Genomic DNA, 17,222 nt, shown 5'->3' on the forward strand with positions numbered 1-17,222 from the left:
CTGCGCGGTACTGGACTGGTCGCACATCTCCAGTCTCCTGAGGATGGAAGGACATGATCATGTTTGGCTGCTCACGCCGTAGGCAGGCCGGGGTGCTGTTTTCCGCGGCTATGGCCGTCTTGTTGACCTGCCCGGTCGTTTCCGCGGCTCCGTCTGCGGTCGGTGCGGCGCAGCAGTCGGCGGTGAACGGCGGTGATGCGATGTACACGGTCTCGCCGGGACCCGGCCGTGAACCGTATTATTGTTCAGCGGGGTTCGCGATTCTCGTCAAGGGCGTCCGGTATGTCCTCACGGCCGGGCACTGCACCGAACACGGGCTGGACTGGGAAGGTATCGGCCCTAACGTGGACAGCCATTTCCCGGTGACCGATTACGGCCGTGTCCGTGACCTTTCCGGCTCCGGGCCCAGCCAAGTCAATTTATACGATGGCAGCACCCAGCGGATCCTGCGCGCGGGCATCCCGCAGGTGGGGCAACCGGTGTGCAAGAGCGGCATGACGACGAAGAAGACGTGCGGGAAAGTCCTCGGCCTCAACCAGACCGTGAACTACGGCAAGGACAAGCAGGTCGTCGGGACGATCGCGACCGACATCCCCATCGAGAGCGGTGATAGCGGCGGCCCGTTGTTCTATGGCGGCGTCGGCTACGGAGTGCTGTCCGGCGGGAACAGCCAAGTCAGCTTCTTCCAGCCACTACGCTCCGTGCTCACCGCCTACGGCGCCACCCTCGCCTGAGAGGGAGGCGCCCAAGTCGCCGGGCGCGATCCCTCCCATTTGGCTTGCCCAGGTGAGAGATCCGGGACAGGCTGCCGTGCGTGACATCATCCCCTGTCCGGGCAAATCGATCTTGACTTGGCTTCCGTGCTTTGCGTTGCTAGATCCGTTCGAAGATGACGTCGAAGTCCTTGCGCCAGGTGGATCCGTGGTCTTCGGACGCTTCCCAGCGTGCGTTGATCCGGTCTGGTTGGACGTCGGCGATGAAGCGTTGGTGCATGTCGGGGTCTTGGCGGTTCAGGTGCCAGCGTGTGCCGTCGAAAGTCATGGCGAAGACTCGGCAGACACCTCGTTCGTCGTGGTAGAGGGCTGTGTAGGTGTCGCGGGTATCGCTGCGGCCGAGAACCAGGACCATCTCGCTCGCCGCCTTGTCGTCGTCGGCGCCCATGGTCCAGCGGAGGACTACGAACGCGTCACCGAGCCACTCGACCGTCGCTGAGCCAGGCACCTCTTGGTCAGCGGGGTCCAGGAACCATGCGTTGCGCAGCGTTGTCCGCCACGAGCCGACAAGGACGTCCAGTTGTTGCATGACCTCGTTACGCATGGCTACCTCCCTGACGTCGAGCCCGAACTCTTCGAGCTCGCAGGAGTCTCGCGGGGGACTGCCTTTACCGCGCTGAGGGAAGCGCGAGAGCGGCCTGCGATGTAGGAGTGGAGCCTCTGCGAACCAGAACCGGTCCACAGGGACTTCACCTCAAGACTATCGGCCTGGTTTTGAGCTGAACAAGAAAGAGCCCCTGGCCTGTACCTGAGGTACAAGCCAGGGGCTTCGTCTTCCGGTCGGGCTGACAGGATTCGAACCTGCGACCCCTTGACCTTATTCGGGGCGATGCTGACCTGCTCGCCTATGTCGCGCACGCCTGGTGACCAGCAAAAACGCGAGTCGTCGGTGGTCGTCGTTAGTCGTCGCACGTGGGTGTCATGTGGCATGAATGTGGCATGCGCCGCGGCTGCACTGCTGGGAGTCGGTGACGGCCGATCAGGCGTATCGAGGTAAGGCTACGCTTAGTGCGACTCGCTCGCTGTGCGCTACCCACCCACTACACATAGGGGTTGGCTCGCCCATGTGGGCCTACATGTGGTGTTGATGGTCCGGAAATGTCGGTGACGTCGGCTACACTTCGACTAACGCGAACAGGAAAGACCCCGACCGGGGTCGACACCTCGGCCGGGGTCCAGTGCATTGGCGTGCTCTGCGACCGTACAAGGCGGCAGTAGTTAGCGACAAGGCTGGCTGCTGTGCGGGTGTCCGAGCTCGCAGATATGGATCAACATCATGGCTAAGAAGTACACGCCGGGTACGCCGGCACCCTCGTCCGGGCAGTACAAGGTGCCTGGCAGCAAGACCGAGGTCACTGCGATCGAGGGCAAGCCTCTGCCGCCTACCCCCAAGCCCGGACAAAGCTACGTGCAGGTCGACAAGACCAAGCACAAGGGCGACTAACTGATAAGGCCTGTGGGGCGGAGTCAATGCCGCTCTGCCTCACAGGTCTCATCGTGACGAGGGGTGGATCTCCACCTACAAGTGGGGGGCCGCTTCGGCATCTCGTCGACCTGGCGCAAGCCCAATCGCACCGTGTCAAGGGGGCACTTCGAGTCTGTCCGGCGCGTGCCCGCGGTCTGCCCCCTTGACACGGTGTGATGCCCTCTGGGAGGTCGTCGGGATGCCGAATGGCCACGCACGAACGCGACGTGCGCTCTCTCCTGGCCATCTCGGAGACCTGCCCGTCCGGCGAGGACATCTTCTTCTTTGAACGGTCCGAGGACCCCACGGCCTGCCTCGCCGCGGCCGACCGCGCGGGGACCGGCGCCAGCCGCATGCCCCGTGCGGGGCTCGGCCGCGGCAAAGGGCATGAGGCCGTGCGGCCCCGCAGGGGCCGCCTTGAACAAGAAAAGAAACTCTGAACACACTGAGCCTGACGCCCCCGGCAAGCAGGGTCTACAAGAGACAGGGGAAGTCCAAAGAGGAACGCCCCGTAGCGGAGGTTGGTTGGCCCACTTCACAGCTACGAGGCGTTCAAGTTCGAAAGGTAGCAGATCACTCGCTACGGGGCGAAAGCTTGTATGCGGCTGTGAACGAGGAACCGCACCGGTAGCACTTGGTGGCAGCACACGTGATATCTGGGTCACCACATTCGGGGCAGCCATGCAGCCGTACAGGGAGCACTTCGCCAAAGTCGGCAAGGGTGAACTGCGTCGCCTCGCCGTACGGTCGCTCATGGTCGACGGTGCCGTCTGAGCCGACCGCGCGCGGCGCATCGTCTTCCTCGGGGTGGTGCTTACCCATCTGCTGCTGCCTTACTGTGGTCGGTCCATCATGTAGACGAACTCGTAGCGGTCACTGGGAAAGATGATGTCGGCTGCCTCAACGGGGATCAAGTCGTCCGAATCACCCTGCGTTGCAAGAACAGTCTGCCGAACCTCGACGACGTGAACATCGGCGGGGATGGCCAGTTCGGACGTCTCGAACGCGGTCGGGGGCCGAACAATCAGCCGCTCCTGGATGTGCGAGATGGTCCATCCGATCGCAGCGAACCGCGCGTTCAGGCCGTGTGTGCCATGGGGGCCTTCGTGCGGGTGCTCGATGACGGTTCCGCCAGTGATGCTCCTGGGCTCCCATGACGTCGACATGCTCATCGGATGGCGGTCGGCGAACACTCGGTAGGTCGTCTCGGTGACACGCTCCCCGGGGGAGATATCCAGCCGTTGGGCGACCCACTCGGTGGCCGGCACTTCGTGAGTGTCGTGCTTGGCGCTTGGCGTGCGTCCCGCTCGACCGGCTTCGCGTACGTACGTGCGCTCTTCTTGCTCGAAGTGCCTGTAGGGCATGGTCCGGATCATCCGATCCAGCTTCGCGACGTAGGTGCCTTTGCCTGGAACGGTGTAGACGAGACCTTCGCTCTGGAGGACCTGAAGAGCCTTCTTGCTGGTGATCATGCTGACGCGGTGCTGCTCACAGAGGGCTGCTGCGCTGGGGACGGGCGCGTCAACCTGGAGCAACCCTGCGCGGATCTGCTGTCGGAGGTCGTCGGCGATCTGCATGTACTGCGGTACGGCCTTGCCTTGACTTCGTTCGCTACTGGTCATCGTTGGTCATCCTTGGTCCATTCGAGTGACTGACTGGGTATGGTTTGACATACCAGGTATGTCGACGCATACTAGGTATGTAACACGATACCAGGTGCTCGACTCTCTGGAGGCTCGACATGCAGGACATCCCGTTCATCAGCACTGGCTACAAGTTCATGGTCACCGAAGCGCCGACCATGAAGATGAAGGAAGACAAGAACGGGGAGCTCACCCCGGTGGCGGACAAGCGCACGGGCACGATCCCGTTCGTGGTGATGCTGTTCGCGAAGCCGCGCCCGGTGGAAGGACGCCGCCCGGGTAAGGGCGAAGAGATCAAGGTTACGCTGGCGACGGACCCGGGGGATGGGTTCGACGAGGGCACCTATGTGGAGCTGATCGCGCCGGTGTTGAACACCTGGCAGACGACCAACGATGAGGGACGGATCACGGGTTCGGGCCTGTGGTTCAAGGCTGAGGGGCTGAAGCCTGCCGGGATGGGCGCTGTTCGCGACGCTGCCTGAGTCCGGCCACATGACCGGCGGGTGACCGGTTCGCGGAACCTCCCCAGTGCCCGCGGCACAACACCCTGGAGCGCTGCCCTGTAGGCAGGCTGCCCGTTCGAGCCGGGTCCAGCGCGCTTTCCGTTCATTGACAAATACACAGTGGGCCGATCCATGCCAAAATCCGCGCCGTTTGTGGTGGCGCGCATTGGTTCCCGGCGCCATTCTCCGGGGACCTTTGGGCTTTACCAGATTCGCAACGCTGGCAACCGATAGCTGCGACAGCAGGGAGATGTCATGGGCATCTGGAGCGGGTTCGACGAGGCCGACGTCGACGCCCACATGGACGAGATGAACGCGGAACTCGACAAGGAAATCTGAGGCAGGAAAGGAGAAGGACGATGGTGGGAGTTGTGGCGGGCAGGGGCGGGCTGTCCTCGTATGACCCGTCCGGCCCGAAGCGGGGCTACTGAGACCAAGCACGTTTGCACCGCGAAGTTCTACGTGGTGTGCGGGATCGCGACATGCGAAGTGTGTGGCGCGCAATGGAACTACCCCTGAGGAGAGAAACGACATGATCGCGAACGTACTGCCGTACGTGTTCTGGCTGGTCCTCTCGGGCTGCCTGATCGCGGCGGCTCCGATGATCGGCATTCCGGCCCTGGTGCTGTCGCTCGGCCTGGCCGCGAAGGTCGGTCGGTGATGGGCCGCCCGGTGCGCGTCGGCTCGGTGATCCGCATGCTCGCGGCTCGCCTGGAGCAGGAACGCAGGGAAGCGCTGGAGGAACCGACCACGGACCTCGGCTGGCAGGCGGGATTCTGCGCGGGCCTGGAACACGCCCGACACGTGATCCGGAACGGAGGCTGAACACCATGCCGGAAATCCTGGACATCATCACCGCGGCTACGGAGGCGTACCGCAAGTTCGAAGCTACGCACCCGGAACGGGAGATCCGGCAGGCGGTAGGGAACGCAGTCAGATTCCTTGCCGCCGACCTGAAATCGGCCGCCGAACTGACGGCAGGGACACAGGAAAGGGCCTGACATGCAAATCGGAGTGCTCAACCGGCGCGCCCAGGAACGCTACGCCACGTTCACATCGATTTTGGATCTCCTGGGCGAGATCCTGGGGGACGTAGACAAGCTGATCGCGAAGGTCGACGACGGCGCGGCCGGTGCCGACTCTTGGAGCATCGCCACCCAGGACGAACTGAAGCAGTACCGGGCGAACGCCTTCGCCGCGCTGGATCACCTGCGGACGCTGGGCAAGAAGCACGAAGCCGAACTGATCTCGCGCGAGTGGAGGTTCTGACATGAGCCATCAGGTAGACCGCGTGGTCGACGACCTGTCGTCCGCCCTGCTCCAGCTCAAACACGCGATGCGGGGAATGCCGCTGAATCAGAACGGTTTCCGCGCCGCGCACGACAAGGCCGCCCGCGCGATGGGCACGCTCACCACCGAGCTGCTCGACGCCCGACCGGCCATGACCTGAACAACCTTCCGCACGAGACCGGCCCCGCACCCCTCTTGACCGAGGACGCGGGGCTGTTTTCGTTCTACCCCAAGGAGAAACACTCCCATGTGGACCAAGAAGCGCTACGAGGCCCCGAAGTCCTCGCGTCGCGTGGGCGGCGAGTTCCGCGCTCTGAAGTGGACCGCCCGGCACCCCGGCTCCGTGCTCGTGCCCGCCACGCTCACCGCCTCCGGTATCGAGCTCGGCTGGGCCACCACGGGCGGCATCATCGGCGGCACCGCGGCCGGACTGTGCACCTGGTACCGGGCGCACCCGGACACCTTCGACTACTACGCCGCTCCCCGGATGCGAGCATGGCGCCGACGCTGGTCGGTCTACTTCGGACCGAAGTTCAACAAGGCACTCCGGGCCTGCGACCTGTACACCACGGACCGCAAGACCGGCCAGGAATGGTTCCCGCGGGTAGTCCGGGTGCGCTCGTACTCGCCCTCGGTGGACACGATCACACTGTCGCTAGCACCCGGGCAGGGACGCCGCTCGTTCGACGACAAGCTCGAAATCCTCGCCGACACACTGCGGGTGGAGCGGATCGCGATCGAACGGCCGAAGCCGGGCTACGTCGCGCTGATCGTGGAACGCTCGGAGCCGTTCACCGAGACCATTCCGGCCCCGGAGATGCCCGAAGAGTCCGACGCGGTCGACCCCGGCGACATCTACATCGGCGAGACCGAGTACGGCTCGGAGTGGCGGCAGGGAGTGGGCAGTCAGCACATCTTCATCGCCGGAGCGACCGGAGCGGGCAAGAACTCGGTCGTCCTCGCGATCCTGCGCGGACTGGCCCCGCTGATCCGTGACGGCAAGGTGCGCCTGTGGATCTGCGACCCGAAGCAACTGGAGTTCGCCAAGCTCGCGGGCGTCGCCTACCGGTACGCCGACGACGAGGGCCGATGTGCCGAGCTGGTCGACGAGTACCTGGAGGATCTGCGCGCGGTCCAGCGCATGTTCGCCTCGACCGGCAAGCGGAAGATCACGATGTCGCGGGAAACCCCGCTGAACATCCTGATCCTCGACGAAATCGGCGCGCTCCTGGCCTACGGTGACGGCACTATCGGGCGGGCACTGCGGAAGAACCTCGCGATCGTCGGGTCGCAGGGCCGCGCTACCGGTCACTCGATGATCGCCGCGGTGCAGGAGCCGACCAAGGACACTGTGCCGATTCGTGAGCTGTTCCCGGTTCGGATCTGCATGCGCGTCACCGCACAGTCGCATGTGGACATGGTCCTCGGCGACGGCTCCCGGCTCCGCGGTGCGCTGGCCGACGAGATCCCCAACATCGAGGAGACGGCCGGTATCGGCTACGTGATCCGGCAGAAGACCCGCACACCAATCCGGGTCCGCGCGGCCTACACCGACGACGGCGACATCGACGACCTCGTCGCCTTCATCCGCTCCGGCTGGACGGGTGAATCCCGCCTCACGGTGGTGGCCTGATGCTCACGCCGACGAACTACGCAGTGATCGTCGTCGGACCGTTCTTCGAGGTGAGGTCCTGGAATCGACGGGATCGCACCTGGGATCTCACCAACGAGCGGCTGTACAGGTCGCGCGCGGACTGCCGCCCCATCATGGAGTGGCTGATGTCGCAGGACTCGGACACCTACGACATCGTCGAATACTCGCACGCGTACCGCTGCCACTGCGTGATCTGCGGAGACCCACCGGACTACGACGAGGTCTACCTGTTCCCGGACTGGCACGAACTCGTCGCCTACGTCGCCAGCTATCCCGGCTGGGTGACCACCTCCGAAGTACTGATCTTCTGTCCCGATCACCGACCCCTGAGGGAGGAATGACCATGTGGCGCATCGGTTTCTACGTGTGGCGCGTGTGGCTGGTCACCAAGTACGGCGCGCCCGCGGTTGGCCTGCTGGCGCTGATCTTCTGGGCGCAGGGTGCCTCACCGCTGTTTTGGGTCACCTTCGGCGTGTTCGGCTGCATGGGCCTCGGGATGGCCCTCGGGGTGATCGAGTTCCGCAACCAGGAGTTCGGCAAACCGAGGGAGCGCATCCGATGACCAGACGCACCAACCGAGATCAGCTCGGACTGTTCGGCACGGTCGACCCGGCCCCGCCGCCGACACCCGCCCGCCAGTGCCCACCGGTCCGCGACCGCAAGAAGACGCCCGGTGCTGCCGGGAACCCGTTGGTGGCAAAGGACGTTCTCGCGGAAGTCCGCGATGGCCGCTACGGGCTGCTCGACGACTCCGACAAAGTCGTCGTGATCGAAGACGGCGAACGCGCCCGCCCGGCACTGGACGAGGACATCGTCCACCACCTCATCGCCAACGGCTACATCGCTCGCTGCCGACCCGGACACACCATGACCTGCGTCTACGGAATCAAACCGCGCCCGGTCCTGCCGCTCCAGCTCACCAGCCGCGGCAAGTCCATGCTTCAGCGCTGGTCCAACCTGCAACCGCTGGGAGACAACACATGAACCTCTTCCGCCTGCGACTGCTCCAGACCGAGTTCTACGAGATCTGCGACGGGCCGTACACGGCGGCTGCCTTCCGGCGGCTGGCCGAGCTGGGCGACGAAATGGCCACCATGCACGAGAACGAGGCCGCGGAACTGCGGCGGCTGTCCGCGATCGCAACCAGCCGAGCAACCTGCAACCCGAACTGAAGGGGCTGAACTATGAGCAACCTGGACTTTCTGAGCAATATCAACGGGCTGATGTCGGAGTACTACCAACTCTGGCAGAAGCTCGACAACCGCGTCGACGGCGAGCGGTTCCGGAGCACGAGCTTGGCCGACCTCGCCGACCAGATCGCCGCAAGGCTGGAAGAGGAAGCGGATCACTACCGCTCCCAGGCGACCCGCTGGCGCGACGGGAACTGACAGGAAAGGAGGTCGTGATGTCCACCACGGACACCACGCAATCGGCTGGTCTCGACCTGGTGGGCATCGTCCGCATCATCGTCACCGTGGCCCTGGGCGCCATCGGCGGGGCCGCTGGGTTCATGCACACGCACGACTGGGCTGCCCACCACGGCCAGACCGGCTGGCTCGCCTGGGCCGACGCCGTCGTGATCGAAGGCATCGTCGTGGTCGCCGGTTTCGAGGTCCAGCGGGACCACCGCCGCGGCAACACCAAGTTCCTGACCTTCCCGATGGTGGTGCTCTTCGTCGGCTTCGGGGTGCAGATGACGGCGCAAGTCGCGCTCGCTGAACCCACCCCGGCCGGATGGCTCGTCGCCGCGCTGCCCGCGCTCGGGTTCCTCGTCGTGGTCAAACTCCTGATGCGACACGCACCCGAGACCGAGACAGCCCCGCCAAGCACGCCGGCCGAAATCGACCCCGCACCGGTCCCGGCAGAACGTCCGGCACCGCCCGCGCCGTCCCCGCGGCTTCGGCTTCCGGCGGAGATCTCCAGCCGCGTCGACGCCGCCGTGACCGCCGCCCGGAGCGAAGGGCGCGAAGTCACCACCGAGGACATCCGCCGTGTCGCTCGCATCCCTGAGCAGATGGCCGCGCAGGTCCTCGCGCAACTCACCACGCACAACGGGCACAAGCTCGACGCCTGACGCACCACGCATGACCTCGACGGGGCACGGCCACCAAACACCACGGCCGTGCCCCGTTTCTCGTCTCCATCAACTGAAGGGCTCCGACATGCTGACGTTGGAACACCGCCTCACCGCCCGTGTCCGGGCCGCCGACTACCAGGAATGGCGCGCCAAGGTCCACGCCGTCAACGGCTGCGCCCGGCCCATCCGGCTAGCCGGAGCACACCAGCTCCAGGACGCCAACACCGGACAGGTGCTGCACCACCACGGCGGCGACATCTTCGCCCCCTGCGGCAACCGGCGCTCCGCGGTCTGTCCCTCCTGCTCCGACCGCTACGCCGCCGACGCCTTCCACCTCATGCGCGCCGGACTCATCGGCGGACACAAGGGCGTCCCGACCACGGTCACCGACCGGCCGCGCTCCTTCGTCACCCTCACCGCCCCGAGCTTCGGCCCCGTCCACCACGCTCGCACCACCGCCCGCGGGAAGCGCATCCCCTGCGGCTGCGGCGAGGTCCACCACGAAGCCGACACCCGCATCGGAACCCCGCTCGACCCCGAGACCTACGACTACGTCGCCTCGGTCCTCTGGCAGGCACACGCGGGCGTCCTGTGGCAGCGCTTCACCACCCGCGTCCGCCGCGAGATCGCCAAACGCGCCGGGCTCACCGCCCGCGAGTTCCGCGACCACGCCCGCCTGTCCTACGGCAAGGTCGCCGAATACCAGCGGCGCGGCCTCGTCCACTTCCACGCCGTCGTCCGCCTCGACGGCCCCGGTGGCGCCCTCGACGACGCCCCGTCCTGGGCCACCCCGGACATGCTCGACGACGCCGTCGCAGCCGCCGCGCGCCACGTGAAGGTCACCACCCACCGGCCTGAGGGCGAAGTCCTCGTCCTGGCCTGGGGCGCGCAGGTCGACGTCCGGCGCATCGAACGCGCGGCCTCGGCAGAGATCGAGGACGAGAATGGGCAGATCAGCGAAGGTCGACTCGCGGCCTACATCGCCAAGTACGCCACCAAGGGCACTGGCAAGACCGAAGCGGCCGACCGTCCTATCCGGTCGCAACAGGACATCGACTACCTCAAGGTCTCGGCGCATCACCGTCGCATCATCCAAACCGCGTGGGACCTTGGCGACCTCCCGTCCTATGAGGACCTGAAACTCCGGCGCTGGGCGCACATGCTCGCGTTCCGCGGGCACTTCCTCACCAAGTCGCTGGCCTACTCCACAACGTTCAAGACCATCCGCGAGGACCGGCGCGCGTTCCGGCTCGCCGAAACCCTCGAACGCCTCGGCCTCGACGACCGCGCGGACACCGTCCTCGTCGTCAACGACTGGACCTTCGACGGCACCGGATACACCGACGACGCAGAACGCGAACTCGCCGCGGGCATCGCCGAACGCATCCGCGACGACCGCAAACACAAGTACGACAAGGAGAACTACGATGGACCCACTTCTCACGATCGATGAAGTCGCGGGCATCCTGAGGGTGCCCACGGAGACGCTCCGTACCTGGCGCAAGCTGGGCAAGGGACCGGCGGGCATCCGCGTGGGCAAGTACGTCCGCTACTTCCCGGATGACGTGTCCGGCTGGCTCGACGCCCAGAAGGGCATCTGACGATGGCCCGCGCGTGGATCTACGACCGCACACAGTCCAGCGACTACGTGGACGCTGTGCGCAAGGCCAAGGCAAAGAAGCGGCGCCCGCCCGCGCGCTACCTGGTCCGCTACTACGACGTCGCCGGAAAGCTCCGTTCGGAGGTCGCGTCCAATAAGGACAAAGCTGAAGCGCGTTGCGCCGAGCTGGAGACGGCACTACGTGCTGGGTCCTATGTGGATCCGAAGTCGTCCAAAGTGACCTTTACCGACATGGCGGAAAAATGGCTGGAGAGTCGGCACGACCTCCGCAAGTCCACGTGGTGGAAGTACCGGGGCCTGCTGGACAACCACGTGATCCCCAAGTGGGGTGATCTGCCGCTGAACGCCATTGAGCGCGAGGACATCGCCGTTTGGGTCGCCAAGCTACTGAAGTCCAAAGAGGATGGAGGTAGCGCACTCGGGCCGTCGCAGGCTCGCCATGCGTTCCGCGTGCTCTCGATGGTGCTCGAATGGTGTGTGCCTCGGCGTATTCCGGTCAATCCGGCCCGGGGCGTGAAGCTCCCCGTACGGCCAGAAGCAGAGCACGTCTACCTGTCATATGAGCAAGTCGAAGCGCTTGCGAACGCCAGTGCAGGGCTGCGCACGAAGTACGACCGGCCAACCGCGGGCGCCGGGATCAACAAGGCGCTGATTCTGCTCCTGGCCTACACGGGACTGAGGTGGGGCGAGGCTGCCGCACTGCGCGTTGGCCGAATCGACCTTGCGCGACGTCGCGTCCGGGTGGCGGTGACGTTCTACGAGATCGGGGGAGAACAGCTTGAGGGGTTGCCGAAGACCGGCAAGCGACGGACGGTCTCGTTTCCGGCGTCGCTGGTGCCTGTCCTCCGCCCGCTCGTCGACGGGCGGGATAAGAACGATCTCGTGTTCACCACCGCACGCGGACTGTCGCTCCGGGCGAACAACTGGCGCGTCCGGGAGTTCAATGCGGCCGTGAACGCTGCCGGGCTGGCCGCTGAGGGGCTGACGCCGCACAAGCTACGCCACACGGCTGCCTCGCTCGCGATCGCCGCTGGCGCCGACGTGAAGGTCGTTCAGCAGATGCTTGGACATGCCGACGCGTCCATGACGCTGAACGTCTACGGGCACTTGTTCCCGGACAGGCTCGACGAAGTCGCCGACGTGCTCGACATCCGACGTCAGGCGGCACTGGCAGGCATGGCGGCATGAGGGGGACCAGCCTCGGAGCGAGTGACATATATGTGACATGCTCCGGGGCTGAGTGCGTCCTAAAACGACCGAAGGCCACGTCTACCTGCGTAAACGTGGCCTTTCCGGTCGGGCTGACAGGATTCGAACCTGCGACCCCTTGACCCCCAGTCAAGTGCGCTACCAAACTGCGCCACAGCCCGGACCCGCGCTCCGTGGAGTGCGATGTGAGTACTTTAGCGGGTCCCGAACAGGCGCTTGCAAGCAGGGGTCACTGTGTGTCTGAGCTGCGGAAACGGACCGTGAGGGCCGCCCTGTCGCATTCGGGCGGCCCGCACGGGTCACTGTGGGTTGCCGGCGTGGGTGAGGGTCTGCCAGGACACGAAGAGGTTGTTGGTGCCGGCCGGGCGCTGGCGCAGGGTGAGGGCCTCGGTGTTGCTCATGGTGTGCCCGAGGCGGGTGTGGAGGTGGTTGTACCCGACTTCGGTGATCGGGCCGAGGCCGAGCTTCAGGTCGCCGCCGCAGAGCCACGACGGGACGGCCGCGCCCAGCTGGTACTTCGCGTGGAAGCCGAGGCCTTCGCGGAGGCGGTCGGCGATCTCGGGGTAGAGGTCCTGGCCCTGGATGCGGGTGGTCTCGGCGAAGTTCGCGATGGCGGCGAGGCCGTAGCCGGTGTGGGTGAAGTCGCGGCATGTCTCTTGGGAGAGGCCGTTGACGAACGTCGTCTGGCCTTGCCAGTACTTCACGATCTTGTCGCGGGTGTCCAGGCCGCTGCCGGGCGCGGTCTTCGGGAGCGCGCCGTCGCTGGTCAGGTAGAGGTAGGCGGGGACGCGGGTGCGGAACTTCGCGACCGCCTTGTCGTAGGTCGCCTTGTCGTCGAGGAACACGGCGATGCCGATCGCGGCTTCGGTCATGCTGAGTTCCCAGTTCCCGTTGCTGTGACTGCCGTTGATCACCTCGGGCAGGTACACGTTCCGGAGCATGGTGCCGAAGCGGCCGGAGTTCGGCCAGCTCGTATAGGTGTGCTTGATGATCTCGGCGGCGCGCGGCCACGAGGAGGCCGACCACGCGGACTGTAGGGGAGCGTTGCTGTTCGTGTGGTCTTTCAGTACCGCGGACCAGGCGTCCATGATCTCGATCGCCTTGGTCGCGTATTTCGCGTCGCGCGTGACATACCAGGCCAGCGAAAGGGAATACGCGGCGATCGCGTCTTGCCGCTCATCGGTACAGCCGATGTTCGGATTCGAATACGAACCGCATTCGACGATGGCGCGCGGTTTCGGTGACCGGGGCAGTGACACGTACGAATTCGACATCATCGCGTCGTAGGCTTGTTTCCACGGTTGCGCGCCTGCCTGGACCTTGGCGCGGACGAAGTCCAGTTGCGGGCGGCTGACCAGCACTCCGGGATGGGTGAAGGTGGCGGGCGCGGCCTGAGTTGGGGCGCTGAAAAGGCCTAGCGCCAAGGGGACGAGGGTGGTCAGGGCGAGCAGTTTCCTCGGTAGGGACATGGTTCTCCTCGGGCGGGTGTGAGCCAGGTCACCGGCGGCGCGCGATTCAGTGTCGTGGTCTGAATCAGCCGCGTCAAGACCTTTGTTCGCCTCGAAAAGAAAGAGATCCCGTGCTGTTCAGCGGGCTGAACGAATAGTGGCCATTGCGGTGCCGGGGTGCCGGTGACGAACACCGGCACCCCGGGAACCGTCACTTCAGCGAATTGTCCACTGTGGTCATGAGGGATCCGGTGTCACCCGACATCTCCCAGGCCATGACTCCGAGCAGTCCTCTGGTCTTGAGCCAGGCGATCTTCTGCTGGATGGACCAGGCGTCGTCGAAGGTCCACCATTGCCCGCCGTTGCCGGTGTAGCACGATGTGGCCACTGCCGCGGTGTCGTGCTGGACGGCGCAGTTGGGGACACTGGCCAAGAGATTCGCGTAGCCACGAGTACCTGCTTCCTCGGCGAACTGGCCGGGCGCGGCTCCTGTCGCGCTCTGCCATTCGCCCTTCTTGCCGCCGTCCGCGACCCCTTGCCAGCCTCTCCCGTAGAACGCGAGCCCGAGGGTCAGTTTCCGTGGATTGGCCCCTGCCTCGGTGTAGGCGTTGATCGCTGATTCGACACTGAACTTGAAGTTGTACGGATCGTCCGCGTCGGCGTAGAGGTTGCCCTGATGGCCGGTGCGGTTCGGCTCCCACGAGTTGTCGCTGCCCGAGCCGTGGAAGTCGTAGCCTTGCACGTTCGCGACGTCGAGGTAGTCGAAGATCTTCGGGATCTCCCAGCCGCCCTTGACCTTCGCCGGGTCGGCGGGGGTGAACGCCTGCAGTTCGTACCGCTTGCCGGTGGTCGCGCCGTATGCGTCCATCTGCGTGCGGAATTCGGCCAGCAGTGCGGTCAGGTTCGTCTTGTCGTTGGCGCTCCAGTGGTTTCCGGGGTGTCCGTCGGGGCTGCCCGGCCACTCCCAGTCGATGTCGATGCCGTCGAAGATGCCCGCGGCCGTACCCGGGCCGCCCGCTCCGCCGTACGCCTTGATGTTGCCCTTCAGGTACGTGTCGATGCACGACGCGACGAACTTCTGCCGCGACGCGGCGGTGGCCGCGACGTCGGAGAAGTACTTCGAGTAGGTCCAGCCACCCAGCGAGATGAGGATCTTCAGGTTGGGGTGCTTGACTTTGAGCTTCTTCAGCTGGTTGAAGTTGCCGCGCAGCGTTTCCCAGCCGGTGTCGCCGACACCGTCGACGGACTGGGCGGCGGACATCGGCCGTGAGTAGTCGGCTTCCGCGTCGCCCGCGCCGTCACCCTGGTTCGGGTCCTGCGGATTGGGCGTCGTTCCCTTGGTGACACCCGACAGGCAGGTGTGGTTGACCGGGTCGATGTTCCCGAAGGCGTACAGCAGATGGGTCAGCTTGGCGGCCGATCCATTGGTCACCATGTTCTTCACGAAGAACTGGCGGCCGTAGATGCCCCACTGGACGAAGTAGCCGACCCGGGCGTACCCGTTCACGATGTCGCCGGTGCGAGCGCTGACGGCCGCGCTCGCCGCGGAGACGTTGTCGTACCCGTCGCGGGCTTTGACCGTGAAAGAGTACGAAGTGGACGGTGAAAGCCCGCTCACCGTCGCGGTCGTCCCGGTCACCGTCGTGGCGAGGGTCGTACCGCGGTAGACGTCGTAGGAAACGACGCCGGTGTTGTCCGTCGACGCGTTCCACGCCAGCGCGACGGAGCCCGACGTGACCGCGGTCGAGCGGAGGTTCGACGGCGCGGTCGGCGCCTGAGTGTCGTCGCCCGGGTTGTTGGTGGTCACCGCGAGCGCCGGGGTGGGCGGCGACTTGGCGTCCTTCCGGTCCTTGGCGACGACGGTGAAGCTGTAGGCCGTGTTCGGCGTCAGCCCGGTGATCCTCGCTTCGGTACCGGTGACCGACGCCGCCAGCGTGGTGCCCTGGTAGACGTCGTAGCCGGCGACGGGCAGCGAGCCCGGTGCCGACGCGTTCCAGGCCAGCGCGGCGGTCGTGGTCGTCTTCGCCACGAGTCGCAGGTTGGCCGGGGTCGACGGTGGTGTGTCGCCCGAGCCGTCGCAGTTCGCGTCGTCGATCCGGCACGTGGTCGGGTTGACGGCCGAACTGAGCCGGAAGGAGGGGCTGTAGGGGTAGGTCGAACGGCCCGGCGCGAGCGATTTGATGTAGAACGCCGGGGAGAGGGTGACCTGGTCGCCCGACTGGGAGACCGTGGCGTGGGAGCCGCTCGTGGCGGTGACGCCGGCGGGGACGGTGAAGGTGATGGACCAGTCGGCGACGGTTTCGCTGCTGGGGTTGGTGACGGTGTACTCACCATTGGTTCCGGTCAGGGTGAAGGCGGCGCGGAGGCGGCCCGCCGCCAATGCCGGATTGCCCGCGGCTACCAAGAGCCCGGCGGCGAGGAGTGTCACGGTGAATGCGCTGAGTAGTCGTTTTCCGGTGCGTCTCATGGCGGTTCTCTCCAAAAGAGGCGGCGAGACTGACCTGCTCTGAAAATGGCGCGTGTGGTCTAGACCACACCTGAATGTAGCGCGGAGCCGATAAAAGGTCTAGACCGATTCGTCGGTCATGAACCACCAGGCCGGGGCGCTCGGCGGAATCCTCCGCCGAGGTGGGAACGGCGTGCGGTCGGCTGCCGGAAGAACCTCTGCCGAAACGAAAACCGCAGCGCCGCTGGAGAAGCGGCGCTGCGGTATCGGGGTCGTGCGGGCCGGCTCAGCGGCCGGTGAAGGTCGCCTTGCCCGGGCCGTCCGCGAGGAACGACTTCACCGCGCCGCGCAGGTCCTCGGTGTCGAAGAGTCCGGCGGCGATCGTCGTGATGTGCTCGTTCGCCTCGGCGACGCCGCCGTGCTCGTAGTGCTCGAGGACCTTCTTGGTGGCCGCGTGCGCCTTTGTCGGCCCCTGCGCGAGGTCGGTCGTGAAGGTGCGCACGGCCTCGTCGAAGCCGTCGATCGGGAACACCCGGTTCACCACGTTCCAGCGTTCGAGTGTCGCGGCGTCGTAGGTCGCACCGGTCATCACGAACTCCTTGGCGCGGCCGACGCCGGCACGGGCGGCGAGCCGCTGTGTGCCGCCCATGGTCGGGGTCAGGCCGACGACGCGTTCGACCAGGCCGAATTTGGCCTTCTCGCTGGCGAGAATGATGTCGCAGGCGACAGCCACCTCGAAGGCCCAGGTCAGGCACAGACCGTGGGCGGCGAACACGGTGGGGAACGGGAGGGCGGCGATCCGGTCGGGGATCGCCAGCATCTCGTCGAAGAGCACCTTCGCTTCGGCCGCGCTCGCCTGTGCGTCGAACAGGGAGACGTCGACGCCGCCGCTGACGATCTTCCCCTCGGCCCGGATCAACGCCGCGCGCGGCGGCGTGGCCTCCAGTTCGCCGATCGCCTCGCCCAGTTCCTGCTGGAGTTCCGCGGTGTAGAGGTTCAGCGGCGGCGAAGCGATGGTCAGGACGGCGATGTCGCCCTCGCGGTCGAGGCGGATCGAGGTGGCCAAGACGGAAGTCCCTCCGCTAGATCGTTT

The 17,222-nt window shown here is 65.7% G+C and carries 24 protein-coding genes and 1 tRNA gene; 19 read left to right on the forward strand and 6 right to left on the reverse strand.

The features are described 5' to 3' along the window. Positions 1–110 precede the first annotated feature (110 nt). Positions 111–734, forward strand: coding sequence for a S1 family peptidase (locus tag DL990_RS30360; RefSeq protein WP_233620622.1), 624 nt, complete (start codon positions 111–113; stop codon positions 732–734). A 139-nt stretch (positions 735–873) separates the two neighbouring features. On the opposite strand, the gene DL990_RS30365 is transcribed toward DL990_RS30360, so the two are convergent. After that, positions 874–1,317 carry a DUF1579 family protein gene (locus DL990_RS30365; RefSeq protein WP_125784257.1) on the reverse strand — a complete coding sequence of 148 codons (444 nt, stop codon included), beginning with the start codon at positions 1,315–1,317 and terminating at the stop codon, positions 874–876. 732 nt (positions 1,318–2,049) lie between these two features. Here DL990_RS30365 and DL990_RS41560 point away from each other — a divergent pair. Beyond that, the gene (locus tag DL990_RS41560; protein WP_199746666.1) at positions 2,050–2,217 is read left to right on the forward strand and encodes a hypothetical protein; all 168 of its coding nucleotides are present in this window, start codon (positions 2,050–2,052) and stop codon (positions 2,215–2,217) included. 227 nt (positions 2,218–2,444) lie between these two features. Continuing rightward, positions 2,445–2,678: a hypothetical protein gene (locus tag DL990_RS30370; protein ID WP_125800711.1), complete on the forward strand. Its 234-nt coding sequence runs from the start codon at positions 2,445–2,447 to the stop codon at positions 2,676–2,678. A 393-nt stretch (positions 2,679–3,071) separates the two neighbouring features. Here DL990_RS30370 and DL990_RS30375 read toward each other — a convergent pair whose 3' ends face one another. After that, positions 3,072–3,860, reverse strand: a complete 789-nt coding sequence (locus DL990_RS30375) for a GntR family transcriptional regulator (RefSeq protein ID WP_125800712.1) — start codon at positions 3,858–3,860, stop codon at positions 3,072–3,074. Between the two features lie 119 nt (positions 3,861–3,979). Here DL990_RS30375 and DL990_RS30380 point away from each other — a divergent pair, with 119 nt between their 5' ends. From DL990_RS30380 to DL990_RS30440, 16 genes are all read left to right on the forward strand, one after another. Continuing rightward, positions 3,980–4,363 carry a hypothetical protein gene (locus DL990_RS30380; protein WP_125800713.1) on the forward strand — a complete coding sequence of 128 codons (384 nt, stop codon included), beginning with the start codon at positions 3,980–3,982 and terminating at the stop codon, positions 4,361–4,363. A gap of 553 nt (positions 4,364–4,916) precedes the next feature. Further along, positions 4,917–5,045, forward strand: coding sequence for a hypothetical protein (locus DL990_RS42230; protein WP_255431397.1), 129 nt, complete (start codon positions 4,917–4,919; stop codon positions 5,043–5,045). Further along, entirely contained in the window at positions 5,045–5,209 is a 165-nt protein-coding gene (locus DL990_RS41320; protein ID WP_158632669.1) for a hypothetical protein, read from the forward strand. The genes DL990_RS42230 and DL990_RS41320 overlap by 1 nt, the downstream gene beginning before the upstream one ends. 5 nt (positions 5,210–5,214) lie before the next feature. After that, complete coding sequence (locus DL990_RS41325) at positions 5,215–5,385, forward strand: hypothetical protein (RefSeq protein ID WP_158632670.1); 171 nt, start codon at positions 5,215–5,217, stop codon at positions 5,383–5,385. Position 5,386: 1 nt separating this feature from the next. Next, positions 5,387–5,653 carry a hypothetical protein gene (locus DL990_RS30385; RefSeq protein WP_125800714.1) on the forward strand — a complete coding sequence of 89 codons (267 nt, stop codon included), beginning with the start codon at positions 5,387–5,389 and terminating at the stop codon, positions 5,651–5,653. A gap of 1 nt (position 5,654) precedes the next feature. Then, positions 5,655–5,834 (forward strand): hypothetical protein, encoded by a 180-nt coding sequence (locus DL990_RS30390; protein WP_125800715.1) that lies wholly within the window; start codon positions 5,655–5,657, stop codon positions 5,832–5,834. Between the two features lie 87 nt (positions 5,835–5,921). Then, complete coding sequence (locus DL990_RS30395) at positions 5,922–7,307, forward strand: FtsK/SpoIIIE domain-containing protein (protein WP_125800716.1); 1,386 nt, start codon at positions 5,922–5,924, stop codon at positions 7,305–7,307. After that, complete coding sequence (locus DL990_RS30400; RefSeq protein ID WP_125800717.1) at positions 7,307–7,669, forward strand: hypothetical protein; 363 nt, start codon at positions 7,307–7,309, stop codon at positions 7,667–7,669. The genes DL990_RS30395 and DL990_RS30400 overlap by 1 nt, the downstream gene beginning before the upstream one ends. Further along, positions 7,666–7,890: a hypothetical protein gene (locus tag DL990_RS30405; RefSeq protein ID WP_233620623.1), complete on the forward strand. Its 225-nt coding sequence runs from the start codon at positions 7,666–7,668 to the stop codon at positions 7,888–7,890. Before DL990_RS30400 ends, DL990_RS30405 begins: the two co-directional genes overlap by 4 nt. After that, the gene (locus DL990_RS30410; protein WP_125800719.1) at positions 7,887–8,312 is read left to right on the forward strand and encodes a hypothetical protein; all 426 of its coding nucleotides are present in this window, start codon (positions 7,887–7,889) and stop codon (positions 8,310–8,312) included. The genes DL990_RS30405 and DL990_RS30410 overlap by 4 nt, the downstream gene beginning before the upstream one ends. Then, on the forward strand, positions 8,309–8,500 hold the full coding sequence (locus tag DL990_RS30415) for a hypothetical protein (protein WP_125800720.1): 192 nt from the start codon (positions 8,309–8,311) through the stop codon (positions 8,498–8,500). The genes DL990_RS30410 and DL990_RS30415 overlap by 4 nt, the downstream gene beginning before the upstream one ends. 12 nt (positions 8,501–8,512) lie before the next feature. Next, complete coding sequence (locus DL990_RS30420; protein ID WP_125800721.1) at positions 8,513–8,716, forward strand: hypothetical protein; 204 nt, start codon at positions 8,513–8,515, stop codon at positions 8,714–8,716. A gap of 17 nt (positions 8,717–8,733) precedes the next feature. Further along, positions 8,734–9,402 carry a DUF2637 domain-containing protein gene (locus tag DL990_RS30425; protein ID WP_125800722.1) on the forward strand — a complete coding sequence of 223 codons (669 nt, stop codon included), beginning with the start codon at positions 8,734–8,736 and terminating at the stop codon, positions 9,400–9,402. Between the two features lie 88 nt (positions 9,403–9,490). Then, positions 9,491–10,858 (forward strand): replication initiator, encoded by a 1,368-nt coding sequence (locus DL990_RS30430; protein WP_125800723.1) that lies wholly within the window; start codon positions 9,491–9,493, stop codon positions 10,856–10,858. Further along, on the forward strand, positions 10,833–11,006 hold the full coding sequence (locus tag DL990_RS30435; RefSeq protein WP_125800724.1) for an AlpA family transcriptional regulator: 174 nt from the start codon (positions 10,833–10,835) through the stop codon (positions 11,004–11,006). The genes DL990_RS30430 and DL990_RS30435 overlap by 26 nt, the downstream gene beginning before the upstream one ends. 2 nt (positions 11,007–11,008) lie before the next feature. Further along, positions 11,009–12,214: a site-specific integrase gene (locus DL990_RS30440; protein WP_125800725.1), complete on the forward strand. Its 1,206-nt coding sequence runs from the start codon at positions 11,009–11,011 to the stop codon at positions 12,212–12,214. A gap of 108 nt (positions 12,215–12,322) precedes the next feature. On the opposite strand, the gene DL990_RS30445 is transcribed toward DL990_RS30440, so the two are convergent. The 4 genes from DL990_RS30445 to DL990_RS30460 all read right to left on the reverse strand — a co-directional run bounded on the left by DL990_RS30445 (position 12,323) and on the right by DL990_RS30460 (position 17,195). Then, positions 12,323–12,396, reverse strand: a tRNA-Pro gene (locus DL990_RS30445). A 138-nt stretch (positions 12,397–12,534) separates the two neighbouring features. Continuing rightward, the gene (locus tag DL990_RS30450) at positions 12,535–13,704 is read right to left on the reverse strand and encodes an alginate lyase family protein (protein ID WP_125800726.1); all 1,170 of its coding nucleotides are present in this window, start codon (positions 13,702–13,704) and stop codon (positions 12,535–12,537) included. Positions 13,705–13,894: 190 nt separating this feature from the next. Next, entirely contained in the window at positions 13,895–16,111 is a 2,217-nt protein-coding gene (locus tag DL990_RS30455; RefSeq protein ID WP_125800815.1) for a glycosyl hydrolase family 18 protein, read from the reverse strand. Between the two features lie 304 nt (positions 16,112–16,415). After that, positions 16,416–17,195 carry an enoyl-CoA hydratase/isomerase family protein gene (locus tag DL990_RS30460; RefSeq protein ID WP_125800727.1) on the reverse strand — a complete coding sequence of 260 codons (780 nt, stop codon included), beginning with the start codon at positions 17,193–17,195 and terminating at the stop codon, positions 16,416–16,418. Between the last annotated feature and the right edge of the window lie 27 nt (positions 17,196–17,222).

This window comes from Amycolatopsis sp. WAC 01416 (assembly GCF_003947485.1).
Lineage (GTDB): Bacteria > Actinomycetota > Actinomycetes > Mycobacteriales > Pseudonocardiaceae > Amycolatopsis.